This window comes from Pseudomonas sp. MPB23 (assembly GCF_046605395.1).
In the GTDB taxonomy this organism is placed as follows: domain Bacteria; phylum Pseudomonadota; class Gammaproteobacteria; order Pseudomonadales; family Pseudomonadaceae; genus Aquipseudomonas.
In genome coordinates this window covers 6,763,666-6,778,621 of sequence record NZ_CP176771.1, presented here as the reverse complement: position 1 = coordinate 6,778,621, position 14,956 = coordinate 6,763,666, and the positions used below count along the sequence as shown (strand labels likewise).

Annotated in this window: 12 protein-coding genes, 1 tRNA gene and 2 pseudogenes; 4 read left to right on the top strand and 11 right to left on the bottom strand. The window is 61.9% G+C overall.

The annotated features are described in order from the left end of the window. Nucleotides 1-3: 3 nt before the first annotated feature. The 6 genes and pseudogenes from ACLH0J_RS31030 to ssuD form a co-directional block, all read right to left on the bottom strand. On the bottom strand, nucleotides 4-783 hold the full coding sequence (locus ACLH0J_RS31030; RefSeq protein ID WP_411390339.1) for a PhzF family phenazine biosynthesis protein: 780 nt from the start codon (nucleotides 781-783) through the stop codon (nucleotides 4-6). Nucleotides 784-955: 172 nt separating this feature from the next. Then, nucleotides 956-2,221, bottom strand: coding sequence for an acyl-CoA dehydrogenase family protein (locus ACLH0J_RS31025; RefSeq protein WP_411390338.1), 1,266 nt, complete (start codon nucleotides 2,219-2,221; stop codon nucleotides 956-958). 31 nt (nucleotides 2,222-2,252) lie between these two features. Next, nucleotides 2,253-3,680: an LLM class flavin-dependent oxidoreductase gene (locus tag ACLH0J_RS31020; RefSeq protein WP_411390337.1), complete on the bottom strand. Its 1,428-nt coding sequence runs from the start codon at nucleotides 3,678-3,680 to the stop codon at nucleotides 2,253-2,255. Nucleotides 3,681-3,878: 198 nt separating this feature from the next. Next, nucleotides 3,879-5,051 carry an acyl-CoA dehydrogenase family protein gene (locus tag ACLH0J_RS31015; protein ID WP_411390336.1) on the bottom strand — a complete coding sequence of 391 codons (1,173 nt, stop codon included), beginning with the start codon at nucleotides 5,049-5,051 and terminating at the stop codon, nucleotides 3,879-3,881. A 70-nt stretch (nucleotides 5,052-5,121) separates the two neighbouring features. Then, entirely contained in the window at nucleotides 5,122-5,967 is an 846-nt protein-coding gene (locus ACLH0J_RS31010) for an amidohydrolase family protein (protein WP_411390335.1), read from the bottom strand. Further along, a pseudogene (ssuD, locus tag ACLH0J_RS31005) lies at nucleotides 5,964-7,108 on the bottom strand (FMNH2-dependent alkanesulfonate monooxygenase). Before ssuD ends, ACLH0J_RS31010 begins: the two are co-directional and overlap by 4 nt. Before the next feature lie 461 nt (nucleotides 7,109-7,569). Between ssuD and ACLH0J_RS31000 the strand changes: the two are divergent. Beyond that, nucleotides 7,570-8,922, top strand: a complete 1,353-nt coding sequence (locus ACLH0J_RS31000; protein ID WP_411390334.1) for an OprD family porin — start codon at nucleotides 7,570-7,572, stop codon at nucleotides 8,920-8,922. Nucleotides 8,923-9,005: 83 nt separating this feature from the next. On the opposite strand, the gene ACLH0J_RS30995 is transcribed toward ACLH0J_RS31000, so the two are convergent. Beyond that, a complete protein-coding gene (locus tag ACLH0J_RS30995; RefSeq protein ID WP_411390333.1) occupies nucleotides 9,006-10,406 on the bottom strand; it encodes a PLP-dependent aminotransferase family protein in 1,401 nt (466 codons plus the stop codon). 87 nt (nucleotides 10,407-10,493) lie between these two features. Between ACLH0J_RS30995 and ACLH0J_RS30990 the strand changes: the two genes are divergently transcribed. Genes ACLH0J_RS30990 through ACLH0J_RS30980 form a run of 3 tightly spaced genes read left to right on the top strand, consistent with a single transcriptional unit; the run spans nucleotide 10,494 to nucleotide 12,017 of the window. Next, complete coding sequence (locus ACLH0J_RS30990) at nucleotides 10,494-10,940, top strand: GNAT family N-acetyltransferase (protein ID WP_411390332.1); 447 nt, start codon at nucleotides 10,494-10,496, stop codon at nucleotides 10,938-10,940. Beyond that, nucleotides 10,937-11,557, top strand: coding sequence for an FMN-dependent NADH-azoreductase (locus tag ACLH0J_RS30985; protein ID WP_411390331.1), 621 nt, complete (start codon nucleotides 10,937-10,939; stop codon nucleotides 11,555-11,557). The genes ACLH0J_RS30990 and ACLH0J_RS30985 overlap by 4 nt, the downstream gene beginning before the upstream one ends. 28 nt (nucleotides 11,558-11,585) lie before the next feature. Next, a complete protein-coding gene (locus ACLH0J_RS30980) occupies nucleotides 11,586-12,017 on the top strand; it encodes a carboxymuconolactone decarboxylase family protein (RefSeq protein WP_411390330.1) in 432 nt (143 codons plus the stop codon). Nucleotides 12,018-12,124: 107 nt separating this feature from the next. On the opposite strand, the gene ACLH0J_RS30975 is transcribed toward ACLH0J_RS30980, so the two are convergent. The 4 genes and pseudogenes from ACLH0J_RS30975 to ACLH0J_RS30960 all read right to left on the bottom strand — a co-directional run bounded on the left by ACLH0J_RS30975 (nucleotide 12,125) and on the right by ACLH0J_RS30960 (nucleotide 14,665). After that, the gene (locus tag ACLH0J_RS30975; RefSeq protein ID WP_411392916.1) at nucleotides 12,125-12,889 is read right to left on the bottom strand and encodes a methyl-accepting chemotaxis protein; all 765 of its coding nucleotides are present in this window, start codon (nucleotides 12,887-12,889) and stop codon (nucleotides 12,125-12,127) included. A gap of 93 nt (nucleotides 12,890-12,982) precedes the next feature. Next, nucleotides 12,983-13,942, bottom strand: a pseudogene (locus ACLH0J_RS30970) (cache domain-containing protein); the annotation flags it as partial. A gap of 241 nt (nucleotides 13,943-14,183) precedes the next feature. Further along, nucleotides 14,184-14,260, bottom strand: a tRNA-Met gene (locus tag ACLH0J_RS30965). A gap of 162 nt (nucleotides 14,261-14,422) precedes the next feature. Further along, nucleotides 14,423-14,665 carry a DUF6124 family protein gene (locus tag ACLH0J_RS30960; RefSeq protein ID WP_411390329.1) on the bottom strand — a complete coding sequence of 81 codons (243 nt, stop codon included), beginning with the start codon at nucleotides 14,663-14,665 and terminating at the stop codon, nucleotides 14,423-14,425. Between the last annotated feature and the right edge of the window lie 291 nt (nucleotides 14,666-14,956).

Sequence of the window (14,956 nt, the reverse complement as noted above, 5' to 3'; positions counted from 1 at the left end):
GTTTTACAGGTAGATCGAGCCTTGCATATACAGCACGGCCTTGCCCGACATAATCACCCGGTCGCCCTTGAGCACGCAGCGCAACTGGCCCTTGCGCGCGCCGCCCTGCTCGGCGGTCAGGCTGGTTTTGCCCAGGCGCTCGGCCCAGAACGGCGCCAGCGAGGTGTGAGCCGAACCGGTGACCGGGTCTTCATTGACCCCCACATTCGGGCCGAACCAGCGGGAAATGAAATCGAACCGCGTGCTCTTGGCCGTCACTGCAATCCCGCGTTTGGGCAGGCCCTTGAGCCGGGCGAAATCCGGCGTGAGCGCAGCGACCTGGGCCTCATCGTCGAGCACCACGAGGTAGTCATCGGTGCCGAATACCTCGGCGCGTTCGATCCCCAATGCGCTCAACAGCCCGGCCGGCGGCTCGCAGGGTTGTGGGGTTTTCGCCGGGAAATCCATCGCCAGCTCATCGCCCACGCGGGTGACCCGAAGCTCGCCGCTGCGGGTGGCAAACCGCAACACGTCAGGCGCATCCGCCAACGCATGAATCAACACCCACGCGGCCGCGAGCGTGGCATGGCCGCACAGGTCGACTTCGACGGTGGGGGTGAACCAGCGCAACTCGTAGAAATCGCCACGGGGCACGAAGTAGGCGGTTTCGGACAGGTTGTTTTCGGCGGCGATGTTTTGCAGTTGCTCGTCGCTCAGCCATTCGGTCAATGGGCAGACCGCTGCGGGGTTGCCGCCGAAGGGGTGTTGGCTGAAGGCGTCGACTTGGTAGATGTCCAGTTTCACCGTGGGGCACTCCATGTAGGGGGGAGGCTGGACACTAACAGCGGGTTCCGGGGAGCGTCAAAATACAGATGGAGTGTTTTTTCGCGCGCATGCAGGTTGCCAGGCGTGGCGGCGCTTTTTCGGGCGCGCAAAAAAATGCCCCGGCAGGCCGGGGCATGTTCAGGGCGCGGTGTTACGCGGTCTGTGGCTCTTTTTCGGCACGGGCGGGTTGGTTGCCGCCGCCGATCTGCCAGACGTAGGGCGGTTCGGTGCCGTTGATTTCCCAGTCGCCGATGATCCGCTCTTTGTAGATCAACGGATTGTGCGAGGCAGCGGTGCGCGCATTGCGCCAGTGCCGGTCGAGTTGCAGGCCGGTGCGGGCGGCGGAGGCGCCCAAGGCGTTGAACAGGTCGCTGGTGGCGCGCAGCACCAGGTCGGCAATCACCACTTGTGCTTGGGCCGACTCCAGCTCCGCGGCGATATTGGCCTCGCGTTCGGCCTGCTCATCCTTGGCAAAATGCGCCAGGTAAGCGCGTTGCGAAGCCTGTGCGGCGCGCAGGGCTGCGGCTTCGGCGGTGTAGACCTGCGCCGAGGCCTTGCCGACCACCTGCTGCACCTGAGCATCGTCACGCACCGCCGCCGCATTGCCATGGCTGAACACCCGGGCGCGAACGCGGACCTGTTGGGCCACTTCGCGCACGGCCGCCTGCCCCGAACCGACCAGCACGGCCAGCAGGGTCAGTTGGTAAAACGCGGTTTGGTATTTAAACCGCGTGGAGAAGTCGATCAGGTGATCGTCCTCGACCACGGCGTTTTCAAACACCGACGTGCCGCTGCCGGTGGTGCGCTGACCGAAGCCATCCCAGTCGTCGCTCTGACGCACGCCCGGTTGCTTGACGCGGACCGCCGCGATCACGTCGGCACCGGTGTCGTCCCGTTGGGCATACAGGTCGATCCAGTCGGCGAACAGGCTGCCGGTGCTGTAGAACTTGGTGCCGTTGGCGACCCATTGCTCGCCCTGGCGGCTGATGCGGGTGATCACCTGGCCGATCTTCACGTCGCCGACTTCGGTCCAGGCGTTGCCGACCAGTTCGCCGGCCACAAACCGCTCGAACCAGGCGTTCTGCGGGCTGAATGCCTGGGCGTTGAGGCGGTCTTCGACAAACGCAAAATGCCCGCGCAGGGCTTGTGTCACGTTGGAGTCGGCGGCGGCCAGTTCAATCAACAGTTGGAACAGTTGCGGCAGCGAGGCGCCGGCGCCGCCGAATTCGAGCGGGACACGCACGGCGCCGAACCCGGCTTCTTTCAGCCATTGGATCGGTTCGAACGGTAGCGTGCGGGTGCGTTCGCGCTCGATCGCGCCCTCGGCAATACGGGTAAAGATCGGCCGAAAACGCGCGGCGAGCGCTTCGTAATCGGTGCCGACAGACAGTGTGTTCAGCGTGGCAAAACTGGACATGGAAGGGCTTCCTCTTCTGCGCGAATAAGCGTCAAGTCAGGTCAGAAAATTTGGACGGTTTGGTGTGATCGGTGGCGTTGGCCCCGGCTTTGAACGCACCGCGATAACGCGCGGCCGGATGGTCGTCGGCGGCGTAGGACGACGTGCCGTCGAGGAGGTTCTCGCGCAGGGTGTTGCCCTCATAGGCGGTGCGCACCCGGCCCCGGCGTTGCAGTTCCGGCACGATGAACTCGACCAGGTCCTCGAACGTGCCTGGGGTGATGGCATAGGCCAGGTTGAAACCGTCGATACCGCCGACGTCCACCCAGCGCTCCATCTCGTCGGCCACGGTTTTCGGGCCGCCCACCAACACCGGGCCCAGGCCGCCGATGCTGCGGTGTTTGATGATGTCGCGCGGCGTCCACTTGCGGTCGGGGTCGGCGGTGGCGAGCAGTTCCAGCACCGAGCGGATGCTGTCGTTGTCGATCGCTTCCAGGGGTTGGTCCGGGTCGTACTCGGAAAAGTCGATGCCGGTCCAGCCGCCGTAAAACGACAACATGCCTTCGCCGTTGGCATAGCTCAGGTAGTCGCGGTATTTGGCTTGCGCGGCTTCATCGCTTTCACCGGTGATCACCGTCAACAGCGTGAACACCTTGACCGAATCGCGGCTGCGGCCGGCGGCCACGGCGCGGTTGCGGATGTCATCGGACACCTCGCGCGCCTGCTCGGCGGTGGCCGGGCTGATGAACACCCCTTCGGCGTGCTTGGCGGCAAAGGCGCGGCCACGGCTGGAAGCGCCCGCCTGGAAAATCACCGGGGTGCGCTGTGGCGACGGCTCCGACAGATGAATGCCCGGCACATCGTAGTATTTGCCCTTGTGCCCGATCGGATGGACTTTGCTCGGGTCGGTGAAAATCCCGCGCTCACGGTCGCGCAGCACCGCGTCTTCATCCCAGGAGCCTTCCCACAGCTTGTAGGTCACGTCCAGGAATTCGTCGGCGATGTCGTAGCGTTCATCGTGGGAAATCTGCTGCTTGAGGCCCAGGTTGACCGCCGCGCTGTTCAGGTACGAGGTCACCACGTTCCAGGCCACGCGGCCTTTGGTCAGGTGATCGAGGGTCGAGAATTTTCGCGCCAGGGCGTAGGGCTGTTCGTAGGTCAGCGCCGAGGTCACGCCAAAGCCCAAGTGTTTGGTCACGGCGGCCATGGCCGGCACTTGAAAGAACGGATCGTTGACCGGCACCTGATCGGCGTCGAGCAGGGAGGTTTCCACCGAGCCGCGATAGATGTCGTAGACGCCCACCACGTCGGCGATAAAGACCGAGTCGAAATAGCCGCGCTCAAGCAGTTTGGCCAGGTCGATCCAGTAATCGAGGTCTTTGTATTTCCATGCCTGGCTGTCCGGATGACGCCAGGTGCCTGCGGCCTGATGGCTCACGCAGGTCATTTCGAACGCATTGAGGATAATGCGAGAGGCCATAGTCGATTAACTCCAGTTGTCTTGGTTCATGGGGCACGCAGGGCGGTTCGATGCTGGTTTTTGGAGTGATTGCATGGTTCATGCCGAGCGCTAAAGGCCTGTAATTCATGGGTTTTTGGCGGTTCTCGGGGCGGTCGCCTATTGCTGGAGCAACACTTTGTTGTTCCGCTGAACGCTGGCGAACACTCGGCGCGCGTGTCAGGAATAGAAGCTCGGTGTCGGCGGTTTCTGCTTCAGGGCCCACTCGCCGAGTTCGCGGATGCGGTAGTCCACCGGGTCGTGCAAGGTTTGGGTCCTCAGGTTGCGCCAGTAGCGATCGAAGCGCCGCGAGGCTTGGGTGGCGCGGGCGCCTGTCACTTCAAACAGCCTTGAACTCAGGTCCAGGCCCACCCGCGTGGCATGCACCTTGGCGCTGCCGATGGCCAGGGCCAGGTTCGCGCGCTCCTCGGCGCGCAGTTGTTCGCCGGTGTTCCAGGCCTTGTCGAACAACGCATTGGCCCGTTCGGCGAGGGCGCGCACCGCTTCCAGGCCGGCCCAGAACTCGCCGTAATGGGCCAGCACATACGGGTCGTCGACGGCCTGGTCGACCTCGGACTTGAACCAGGGGCGTGCTTCGTGGGTGGTGTAGTGCTGGGCCTGCTCGAAGGCGCCTTCGGCAATGCCGAGGAACAGATTGACGAACGTCAGTTGCGCCAGCAGCGGTCGCAGCCCGGAAAACACCGTGCTCAGCGGGCCCGGGTCCAGCAGCAGTTCATCGTCGGCCACCTGCACGCGTTCGAAACGGGCGCTACCGCTGTCGGTCTGGCGTTGGCCCATATTGTCCCAGTCGTTGAGCAGGGTAATACCGGCGCGGTCGGTGGGGATGGCGGCGATCAGCAGTTTGCCTGCGCCGTTGTCCTCCAGCGCCGAGGCGATCAGGCGGTCGGAGTCGCTGGCTCCGGAGCAAAAGCTTTTCATCCCGGTAAACTCGCGCCCGCCGTCCACGCGCGTGGCCACGGTGCGGGTGTCCAGCGGGTTGAGGGCGTTGCCCCAGAACCAACGCTGGCGGACAGTCTGTTCCAGCCACGGCTGCCACTGATCGGGCCGCGAGAACAGGCGCACGGTGGCGAGCATCAAGTGTTGGAAACCAAACACATGGGCCATCGAACTGTCGACCTTGGCGAACTCGCGCACGATGTTCAGGGTGTCGCTCCAACTGGCGCCGAGGCCGCCGAATTCACGGGGAATACTCAGGGTCAGCAGGCCGCTGTCGCGCAGGGCGTCACGCTCGCGTTTCGGCGTGCCGCCGCGTACGTCGCGCTCGACAGCCGTCGTGGCCCAGTCGGCCGCCAGGCGGCGGGCGATCTGCACAGGATCGTTGGGGGTGGTCACAGGGGAACTCCTTGAAAGGGAAAACAGCGCCGGGCCGCCCTGGGTGGCCCGGCGAGTAGCGCGGCGTGTTCTACAACCCGAACAGGCGGGCGGCATTGCCATAGAGGACGTTGTCGAGCACCGCGGGTTTGAAACCCAGGCGCTGGACATCCTCGATGGATTGGCGAATCGGGCGGAACGGATAGGACGAGCCGAACAGCAACTGTTCGGCCAGAAAGCCGTTGGCCGCTTGCACGTAGGCCTCGCTGCCGGGCTGGAACAGGTACATGTCCGGCACCAGGTAGATGTTCGGGTAGCGAAAGGCCACGCCCAGCGCTTGTTGCACGTTGGGCCAGTAGCCGTGGTAGCAGACGATCGACAACTGCGGGAACGCGCGGGCGACGCTGGCCAGGCGTTCGGGGTTGTTGAAGGCAGGGTCGGGAGTGGTCGGCCCGCTCATCAGAAACAGCGGAATGCCGCGTGCCTGCAAATGCGCGTAGATCGGCCAGTACAGCGGGTCATCCGCGTGTCTGGCCGGTTCGCCGAACCCTGGCTCCAGGTCGATCCCGGCCAGGCCCAGCGTTGAGATGGCGCGCTCGATCTCGTCCAGCGCGCCGTCGATGCCTTGCAGTGCCGGGTCGATGCTGGCGATGCCGAGCAACTCGTCGTGGTCACGCACGATGCTGTGAATCAGGTCGTTGGGCAGATGCTGGCTGGGGGTGTGACGCCCGACCACCACCGCCCGGCTCAACCCGGCGTCGCGGACCTCATCGAGAAAGCCCTGGGCGGTGCGCGAGCGGGCGAAGTGTTCGTCGTCGCCGCGCGTGCCGACCCGCCGGTTCAGCCAGCGCGCGGTGGCGGTTTCGGCGCTGCCTGGGGTGGCGCCGAAAAAGTCGTGCAGGTACGCCGGACGGCAGCGCATATCAATCACGTTCATGCCGTGGCCTCGTGCTTGACCGGTGCCTTGCCGGCCCGCACGTCGAACGCGCCGCCGGTGAGAACCTGGTCGCGGACCGTCACAGGCTGTTTGCCCAGCAGCGGGAACACCAGTTCGGCAAAGCGGAACGCTTCTTCCAGGTGCGGGTAGCCGGACAGTACGAAGCGGTCTACGCCGAGGTCGGCATATTCCTGCAGGCGCTTGGCCACAGTCTCGGGGTCGCCCACCAACGCCGTGCCGGCACCGCCGCGCACCAGGCCGACACCTGCCCACAGGTTGGGCGAGACTTCGAGCTTGTCGCGCTGTCCGCCATGCAGGGCGGCCATTCGGCGCTGGCCTTCGGAGTCCATCCTGGCGTAGTTCTTCTGCGCGTCGGCGATGACATCGTCGTCGAGGTGGCTGATCAGTTCTTCGGCGGCGGCCCAGGCCTGTTCGTTGGTTTCACGCACGATCACATGCAGGCGCACGCCGAAGTGCACCGTGCGGCCGTATTTCTTCGCGCGCTCGCGCACGTCGGCGATCTTCGCGGCCACGTCCGCCGGCGGCTCGCCCCAGGTCAGGTAGGCGTCGACCTGTTGGGCCGCCAGTTCATGGGCCGCCGGGACGAGCCGCCAAAATACAGGGGCGGGTGCGGTTGCTGCACGGGCTGGAAGAAGTTCTGCGCGCCTTCCACGTGCACGTGCTTGCCGGTGAAATTCACCACCTCGCCACTGAGCAGCCGACGCCACACGGTGAGGAACTCGCCGGCGGCTTCGTAGCGTTGGTCGTGGTCGAGGAAAATACCGTCGGCGGCCAACTCGGTGGCATCGCCGCCGGGCACCACATTGAGCAGCAGGCGACCGTTGCTGGCCTGGTCCAGCGTCGCTGCCTGACGGGCCGACGCGGTGGGGTTGCCCAGGGAGGTGCGCAGCGCCACCAGCAACTTCAGGCGATGGGTGACCGGCACCAAACTGGCGGCGGTAATCCACGGGTCCAGGCAACTGCTGCCGGTGGGAATCAACACCCCGTCATAGCCCAGGCTCTCGGCAGCGACCGCGATCTGCTGCATGTACTTGTTGGTGGCCGGGCGGCCGCTGTCGGAGCGGCCCAGGTAACGGGTGTCGCCGGACGTGGGCAGAAACCAAAAGATATCAAGACTCATCAATACGCTCCTCGCTGCAAAAATAAGAAGCCCGCTTCCATGGGCAGGAAAGAAGGCGACAGGGTGTGCAACGCAGGGCCGGCACGGCGCTTCATAGAGACGCTTGTTTAAACAAGTCTGTGGCTGGGGCCGATGGTTCTAGAGGAGCAAGCATCGTACCAATCCACCAACGTATTGATTTATAAGGTGATTACTTGTTTTGGCGCGGCGATGACTGTCGCTGGAAGCGGGTAAGTGTTGAAACGCTGTTGCTGGGCGAACAGTTATGGGCAAGGCGAGAAGTGTTCGCCGGGCAACATGGAGTCTGCAAAGTGCTGATTAGTGCGTGCGATAACGCGGCGTAAATTTCGCATAACTTATTGATATATATTAATTTATTTAATTGGCATGGTTTTCGGATTGTCGAGGGCGGATTCGCGTTTTTTGCATCCCACCTTCCTTAATAACTTGAAGAGAACAACATGCGTAAAGTGGCTGCTTTATCTGCCTTGTGTGCCGTTATCACGCCCGGTTACTCCTGGGCTGCCGATGAAAAAAGTGAAAATGGATTTATCGAAGACAGTCATCTGAACATTCTCAACCGGGACTTCTACTTCAGTCAGGACTTCCGCAATGGCAGCAGTGCAGTCAATCCGCACACCGGCGCGCGCCAGAGCCGCCGGGCAGAATGGGCCCATGCGGTCATCGGCCGTTTTGAATCCGGCTTCACCCAGGGCACCGTGGGTTTCGGCGTGGATGCTTACGGGCAGTTCGGGGTCAAGCTCGACGGCGGTGATGGCGTGGTGGGCAACGGTGTCGGCGGGCCGGGGTTGATTCCACGTAAAGGCGATAACAACGGCGAGCCCAAGGACCAGTGGGGCAAGGCCGGTGGGGCGGTCAAAGTGCGGGCGTTCGATACGGTGGTCAAATACGGCGACGTCTCCCCGACCAGCCCGGTGCTGCATGCCGGCGACATTCGCCTGTTGCCTCAAACCCTGACCGGCCTGATCTTCGATAACACCTCCATCGAAGGCTTGAAGATTGAGGGCGGCAAACTCACCGCGTCCAGCGATCGCAGCGGCGTCAATCACAGTGGTGACCTGGGAACGGTGTACGGCGGTCGCTTGAGCGGGGCGGATAATGTCCAGTACATCGGCGCCGACTATCGCTTCAACGACAACTGGCGCTTCAAGCTGCACACCAGCCGCCTGGATAACGTCTGGAACCAATCGTTCGCACGGGTCGACTTCCAGCAAACACTCACGGACACCATCGGTTGGGACACGGGGCTCAACTACTACCGCACCCGTGATACCGGCAGCGCCTTGCTGGGCAAAATCGATAACGACAGCTGGAGTACCCACCTGGGGCTGAATGTCGGATTCAACCGTTTTGTGGTGGCCTACGAGCAAGTGCGCGGTGACTCTCCGTTCGACTATGTGTGGAACACCTACGACCTGGAACTCGACAACGCCTCCCAATGGTCGGACTTCAACAACCCCAACGAACGCTCCTGGCAGGCCAGCTATACCTACAACTTTGCAGGCCTTGGCTTTCCGGGGCTCAGCCTCACGGGCCGTTACCTGCGCGGCGACAACATCGATGGCACGCGGGCAACGGGCGGCTACACGGCTTTCAACAGCGTCAGCGACGGCAAGCATTGGGAGCGCAACATCTGGGCAAGCTACATCGTGCAGAGCGGCCCGGCCAAAGACTTGAAGCTCAACGTGCTTCAAGCGACGCACCGTGTGGGGGGCGACTTCGGTAACTACGAGTCCAACGTCGACGAACTGCGAGTCATCGTCGAATACCCGCTGGACTTGCGCATGCTGTAACAGCGCCGACCCTCGAGAGGATGGCGGCAGGTGGGCGTTTTCCCAGGGAGGGGAGAACGTGACGTGTTGAGCCGCTCACCGCCCTAGATGATCTTCGCCAAGCGAAGCGCCAGCGCCGACGCCTGTTCGGCACTGACGACGTTCGTGAAGCCAAGAACCAGGCCGTGTCTCGGCGTGCCGTCCAGGTACCACTGTGACAGCGGTTCGACGGCGATACCAACGGCCCGGGCACGTTGAGCGAGCTCGATATCATCACCGTCGCGTAGCCCCGCCACCAGGTGCATGCCGCTCGCCTGAGGGTTGATCAGCAGACGTTCGCCGAATTGTTGGTGCAGCGCATCGACCAGCCACTGACGACGGCGTGCGTAGAGGCTTCGCATTTTCTTTAAATGCCGCGCAAAGTGACCCTCGTTGAGGAAGGCGGCGACGGTCGCCTGAAGTACCTGCGGGCAGTGGTTATGCAAACGATCCGCCTGACGGGCGAACGCGTCGCTCTGTTCGGGCGGCACAACGAGATAGGCCAGGCGCAGGCCCGGAAACAGCACCTTGCTGAAGGTTCCGGTGTAAAGCACGCGGCCCTGCTGGTCTAGGCTCTTGAGGGCTGGCAAGGGTTTACCCTGATAGCGGTACTCGCTGTCGTAATCGTCCTCGATGATCCAGCTACCGTGGCGGTTGGCCCACGCCAGTAGCGCCAACCGCCGTGGCAGTGACAGCGACACCCCCAGCGGGCTCTGGTGGGTCGGCGTGACCACGGCGAAGCGGGCCTCCGGAGAACGGGCAATGCCTTGCGCGACGTCCAGGCCTTGGTCATCCACTGGCACCGGCACCAACTGTGCGCCGGCTTCCAGAAGGGCGTTCCTGGCCATGAAGTAGCCGGGTTCTTCCAGCCAGCACGTATCGCCCTGGTGCATCAGCGTGTGGCTAATCAGGTCCAGGCACGCGCGATAGCCCGCGCACACGAAAACCTGCTCCGGGTGACAGGTGATACCCCGCGAAATCCCCAGGTAGGTCGCAATGGCCGCGCGCAAGGGCGCATGGCCTCGCGGATCCGGGTAGACGAGCCCCTCGATGCCGGCCTGCCGCAGCTGACGGCCCGCCAATCGCGTCCAGAGCTTGCGGGGAAAGGCATCCAGCGCGGGCAGGCCCATTTGCAGGGCTAGCGGCAGCGTTCCGGAATGGGTGCTTTGGTACGCCGTCGCAGCCACGGGGGCGCGAAGTATGGGGGAGGCAACGGGCGTCAGTTGCGGTGTGACAACCGTCCCGGCGGCCCCGCGCGCGATCAGGTAGCCCTCGCCTATCAGTAACTGGTAGGCCGCTTCCACTGTGCCGCGCGCCAGGTTCAGCTCCGCCGCCAGCGCGCGAATGGCAGGTACCCGATCTCCCGGGCGCAGACGGCCGTCGGCAATCGATTCACGAAATCGTTGATAAAGCTGGCGATAGATCGGAGCCGGTTGGCTGCGGTCCAGTTTGAAGGGCGAGATCATGACCTAGTCGTTTATGCACTTTTAGGCCCTGTAGCTTAAGCCATTGCGGCCCTAAGGTGAGCTATCTCTCTACCGCGGACGACGCACGTGACTTACACACTTCAACACCTCGATGACAAGGAGGCTTTTCAGGCCAGTTTCGACCTGATGCGCGCCTTGCGGCCGCATGTCGCCAACCCGGCGACTTATGCGGCGCAACTGGTTCGGCAGACTGAGCAGGGCTACCGCTTACTGGCCGCGTGGGACGGTGAGCACATGGTCGGCCTGGCCGGTTACCGCGAGCTGGAAAACCTGCTCTACGGGCGTTTCATCTACGTCGATGATCTCGTGGTCAGCCCCGACCTTCGGCGCAGCGGCCTGGGGGCACGGCTGTTGACCGCGGTTCGCGAGGAGGCCGTGCAGCGCGGTTGCGATCATTTCGTGTTGGATACCGGCCTGCATATGTCATTGGCCCAGCGCTTCTATTTTCGTCAGGGGTTGCTGGCCCGTGGCATGCACTTCACCCAGAGCCTGCGGGCAGAAGGTTTGGTATGAACAATGTCCTGTTGATCAATGCCAGCCCGCATGGGCAGGTCTCCCATGCGAGCCAGTTGACACTTGAGTTAGTGGCATCCCTACGGCAGCGGTATCCGACGCTCGAACTGGTCGAGCGTGACTTGGGCGCGCATCCGTTGCCACCGCTCAGCAGGGAGTACGCCCGTGCCCTGACCACTGCCACGCCGTTCGATTCGCCAGCGTTCGAGGTCTCCGAAGCATTGATCGGCGAGTTGGAGCGCAGCGATGTCTTGTTCATTGCCACCCCGATGCACAACTTTACCGTTCCCGCCGCGCTCAAGCTGTGGATCGACTACGTCCTGCGCATTCACCGGACATTCAGTTCAAGCCCCGAGGGCAAGGCCGGTCTCTTGAACGACCGTCCCGTTTACGTGTTGGTCGGCTCCGGTGGCTTTCACCTGGGCGAGCGGGCACGGCAAGCGAATTTTCTAACGCCTTACCTGCGCCACGTGCTTAACACCCTCGGCCTGTTCGATCTGCACTTCACCTATCTGCAGGGCTTGGTGTTCGGTGAAGAGGCCGTCCGTGCAGCGGTCGAAGATAGCCGTACCCGACTGTCACTGGAACCGCTGTTCAACAACCTCGTTTGCGGCTGATCCCTTTTTTCAACACAGGAGTTTCACCATGAGCCAACTCAGACTGCCGTTTCCCTCCCTGTCGCCTGCGGCCTACCAAGGCCTGCTTGCCACCAACACCGCACTGGCCGCGGGCCCGCTGGGCTTGCCGCTGCTTGAACTGGTGTATTTGCGTATCTCGCAGATCAACGGCTGTGCTTTCTGCCTGGGCAAGCATTCGCAGACCCTGCGCGAATGTGAGGTGCCGCAAGAGAAGCTGGATTGCCTCGCAGGCTGGCGAATCAGCGAACTGTTCAACGACCGCGAGCGCGCCGCCCTGGCATGGGTCGAGACGCTCACCTACATCAGCGAGAAGGGTGCGCCAGACGAGTTATACGAGCCTTTGAAAGCACACTTCTGCGATGCCGAGATTTCCGACCTGACGTTGGCAGCGGCCTTGATGAATGCCTTTAACCGGCTGGCGGTGGGGATGAAGCTCTAAGCGCGAGGTGACCGTCGCTTCGCCGCGTAACCAATGGGTGAGGTGCGCAATGGCAGAGACAAGAAAGCCCGCATACAGCGGGCTTCTTGGACGGCGCCAGGGATAGGTTAAATACGGAAACTACCCACCAGATGCTTCAGCCGTGCCGCCTGCTGTTCCAGGTCGGCGCAGGCGCGCAGGGTCGATTGCAGGTTTTCCACGCCTTCCTGATTGAGCGTGTTGATCTCGGTGATGTCCATGTTGATCGCCTCCACCACTGAGGTCTGTTCCTCGGTGGCGGTGGCGACCGACTGGTTCATGCCGTCGATCTCGCCGATGCGCTGGGTCACGCTGTTCAAGCGTTCGCCGACCAGGTTGGCGATTTCCACGCTGTCGAGGCTGTGGCGCTGACTTTCGCTCATGGTGCTGACCGACTCACGGGCGCCGACTTGCAGCTCATCAATCATCTTCTGCACCTGTTGTGCCGATTCCTGGGTGCGGTGGGCCAGGTTGCGCACTTCGTCGGCGACCACCGCAAAGCCACGCCCGGCTTCCCCGGCGCGGGCCGCTTCGATAGCGGCGTTGAGCGCCAGCAGGTTGGTTTGCTGGGAGATGCTCGTGATCACTTCGAGGATCTGCCCGATATTCACGGTTTTGTTGTTCAGCGATTCGATATTCGTACTGGATGCGCTGAGCATTTCCGACAGCTGATTCATGGCCCCGATGTTGCGCTCGACCACTTGCTGACCCTGCTCGGCCAGACTTCGCGCGTCGCTGGCCTCGTGCGAGGCCTGTGCTGCATTGCGGGCGATTTCCTGGGCGGCAGCCCCCAGTTCGTTGATGGCAGCGGCGACACTGTTGGTGCGATTGGCTTGCTCGTCGGAATTGACCATCGACGAGTTGGACGCGCTGACCACCCGCAGGGCGACCTCGTTGACCTGCTCGGTGGCCGAGGACACTTCGCGGATCGACGTATGAATGCGTTCCACGAACCGATTGAACGCATTGCCCAGGGTACCGAACTCGTCGTGGGTATGGATGTCCAGGCGTTTGGTGAGGTCACCTTCGCCATTGGCGATGTCCTCCATGGCGCGGGTCATGATGTGCAGCGGTTGCAGCAGCATCCGGATCAACAAACTCAGCAGGATGATGATGATCGTTACCGCAACGATGGTGGCAATCACCGCCGAATAGCGGAATTTGCTCAGCATCGCGTAAGCCTTGTCTTTATCGACGGAGAGACCGATGTACCAGTTGGCGGAAGGCAGGCCTTTGATCGGTGTGAAGGTCAGCAAGCGGGCTTGCCCATTGGTCTGGACCTCGGTCAGCTCGCCGGAAAGTTTCGGTGTGTTTGTCGGAAACAAATCCGAAAGCGACTTCATGACCAGGTCTTTATCCGGATGGACCAGGATCTTGCCTTGATCGTTGACCAGGAAGGCATACCCCATGCCGCCAAAATTCAGCGAGTTGATGAGTTCCACCAGGCCATCCAGTTCCAGGTCGCCGCCGACGGCACCGATGGTGCTGGACACCTTGCTGATGATGCTGATGACCATCTTGCCGGTGGTCATATCAATATACGGCTCAGTCAGTATCACGCCGTTGGCGTTCATACCGTCCTTGTACCAGGGGCGGGCACGCGGGTCATAGCCATCGGGCATCTTGGCGTTCGGATGAACACTGAAACCGCCGTCGACTTTGCCCAGGTAGACGGTGAGGAAATTTGAGGTCAGGACGTTCTCATCCATCAGCGTGTCGGCATTGGCCGGCACCCTGGCAATGTTCTGCGCCAGGTTTTTCACCAAATTGATTCGCCCCTCCAGCAGGTTGCGGATATTGGTGGAGGTCGAATCACCCATTTCAGTCAAATAGTTTTCCAGGCTGGTACGCGTGGCATTGCGTTGTAGATAGTCGTTGTAGAGCGTGAAGAGGGTGAAGGCGAGCATCACTATCAGTGACACGGCCAAAAGAATTTTGTGACTGAAACGAAGGGTTTTATTCATGGCGTATTGAGTTCACTAGGTCTTTTGCGAGGACTGTCGAAGGGTATCGGCTGTAGCGGCATAAACCTTGAGATGTAAAACGCCTGTTTAACCGCGCCGAAGGCTGATCTAGAGGGGTTGATGGCGGGGCTTTTCTGCGGGCATAAAAAAACGGCCTACCTTTCGGTAAGCCGTTTTTAGTACTTGGTGGCTACACAGGGACTTGAACCCCGGACCCCAGCATTATGAATGCTATGCTCTAACCAACTGAGCTATGTAGCCAAGTGGCGCGCATTATTCGCGTAGAACGGGAATGCGTCAAGCGTTTATTTTGAATTTTTATCTACGCTTTCAACTGTTTAACCCGGACGGCCGGATTGGGCGACGAGTGGTGGGCGATTCACGTGGGGGGTGAAGTGCCTCACCACAGGGGGTTGCCGGCGGTTAGGACGGGCGCGGGTGCATGCAGTCGATCGAGCGGTCGATCACGGTCTTGGCCATTTCCAGCAGGTGCCACACGGCGTGGATCTTGGCGCGGTCGTGGGGTTGCAGGTGGTCGCCGCAGTCGAGGGCGGTGGCGGCGGCGCTGTGGATCAGTTGGGCGATGTAGAGTTGGGCGTCTTCGAAGCTGAGGTGTTCGTTGACGGTCAGGCAGTCTGCGGGTGGATCGGGAAGTGCTTTGGTCATGGTGTAACTCCTGATTAAGTCAGAAGCCGACCTTGTCGCGACTAAACGATAGGTGGCGGCTGTACGCAGGTTAGTCGACCGGCTAATCAGGAAAATCCGGCGCACCCGAAGGTGCCCTGCGCACAGCCACCATAAAACTTCATGGAGGAACATGCGCCTGATTAAGAGTCCGGGCGACTAAACCCGATCACTGAATCTCAGCGACGGACCGAAGACTAGCCACCCATTCCGACAGGCACAAGGCGCCGGGGATTGTCTAGGAAACGTCCTGCAATTTAAAGCGATTCACCC

Excerpts from the sequence above, each read along its gene's own strand:
- ACLH0J_RS31025 (WP_411390338.1), bottom strand. The coding sequence starts at position 2,221 with ATGTCCAGTTTTGCCACGCTGAACACACTGTCTGTCGGCACCGATTAC.
- ACLH0J_RS31020 (WP_411390337.1), bottom strand. The coding sequence starts at position 3,680 with ATGGCCTCTCGCATTATCCTCAATGCGTTCGAAATGACCTGCGTGAGC.
- ACLH0J_RS31010 (WP_411390335.1), bottom strand. The coding sequence starts at position 5,967 with ATGAACGTGATTGATATGCGCTGCCGTCCGGCGTACCTGCACGACTTT.
- ACLH0J_RS31000 (WP_411390334.1), top strand. The coding sequence starts at position 7,570 with ATGCGTAAAGTGGCTGCTTTATCTGCCTTGTGTGCCGTTATCACGCCC.
- ACLH0J_RS30995 (WP_411390333.1), bottom strand. The coding sequence starts at position 10,406 with ATGATCTCGCCCTTCAAACTGGACCGCAGCCAACCGGCTCCGATCTAT.
- ACLH0J_RS30985 (WP_411390331.1), top strand. The coding sequence starts at position 10,937 with ATGAACAATGTCCTGTTGATCAATGCCAGCCCGCATGGGCAGGTCTCC.
- ACLH0J_RS30980 (WP_411390330.1), top strand. The coding sequence starts at position 11,586 with ATGAGCCAACTCAGACTGCCGTTTCCCTCCCTGTCGCCTGCGGCCTAC.
- ACLH0J_RS30975 (WP_411392916.1), bottom strand. The coding sequence starts at position 12,889 with ATGGTCAATTCCGACGAGCAAGCCAATCGCACCAACAGTGTCGCCGCT.
- ACLH0J_RS30960 (WP_411390329.1), bottom strand. The coding sequence starts at position 14,665 with ATGACCAAAGCACTTCCCGATCCACCCGCAGACTGCCTGACCGTCAAC.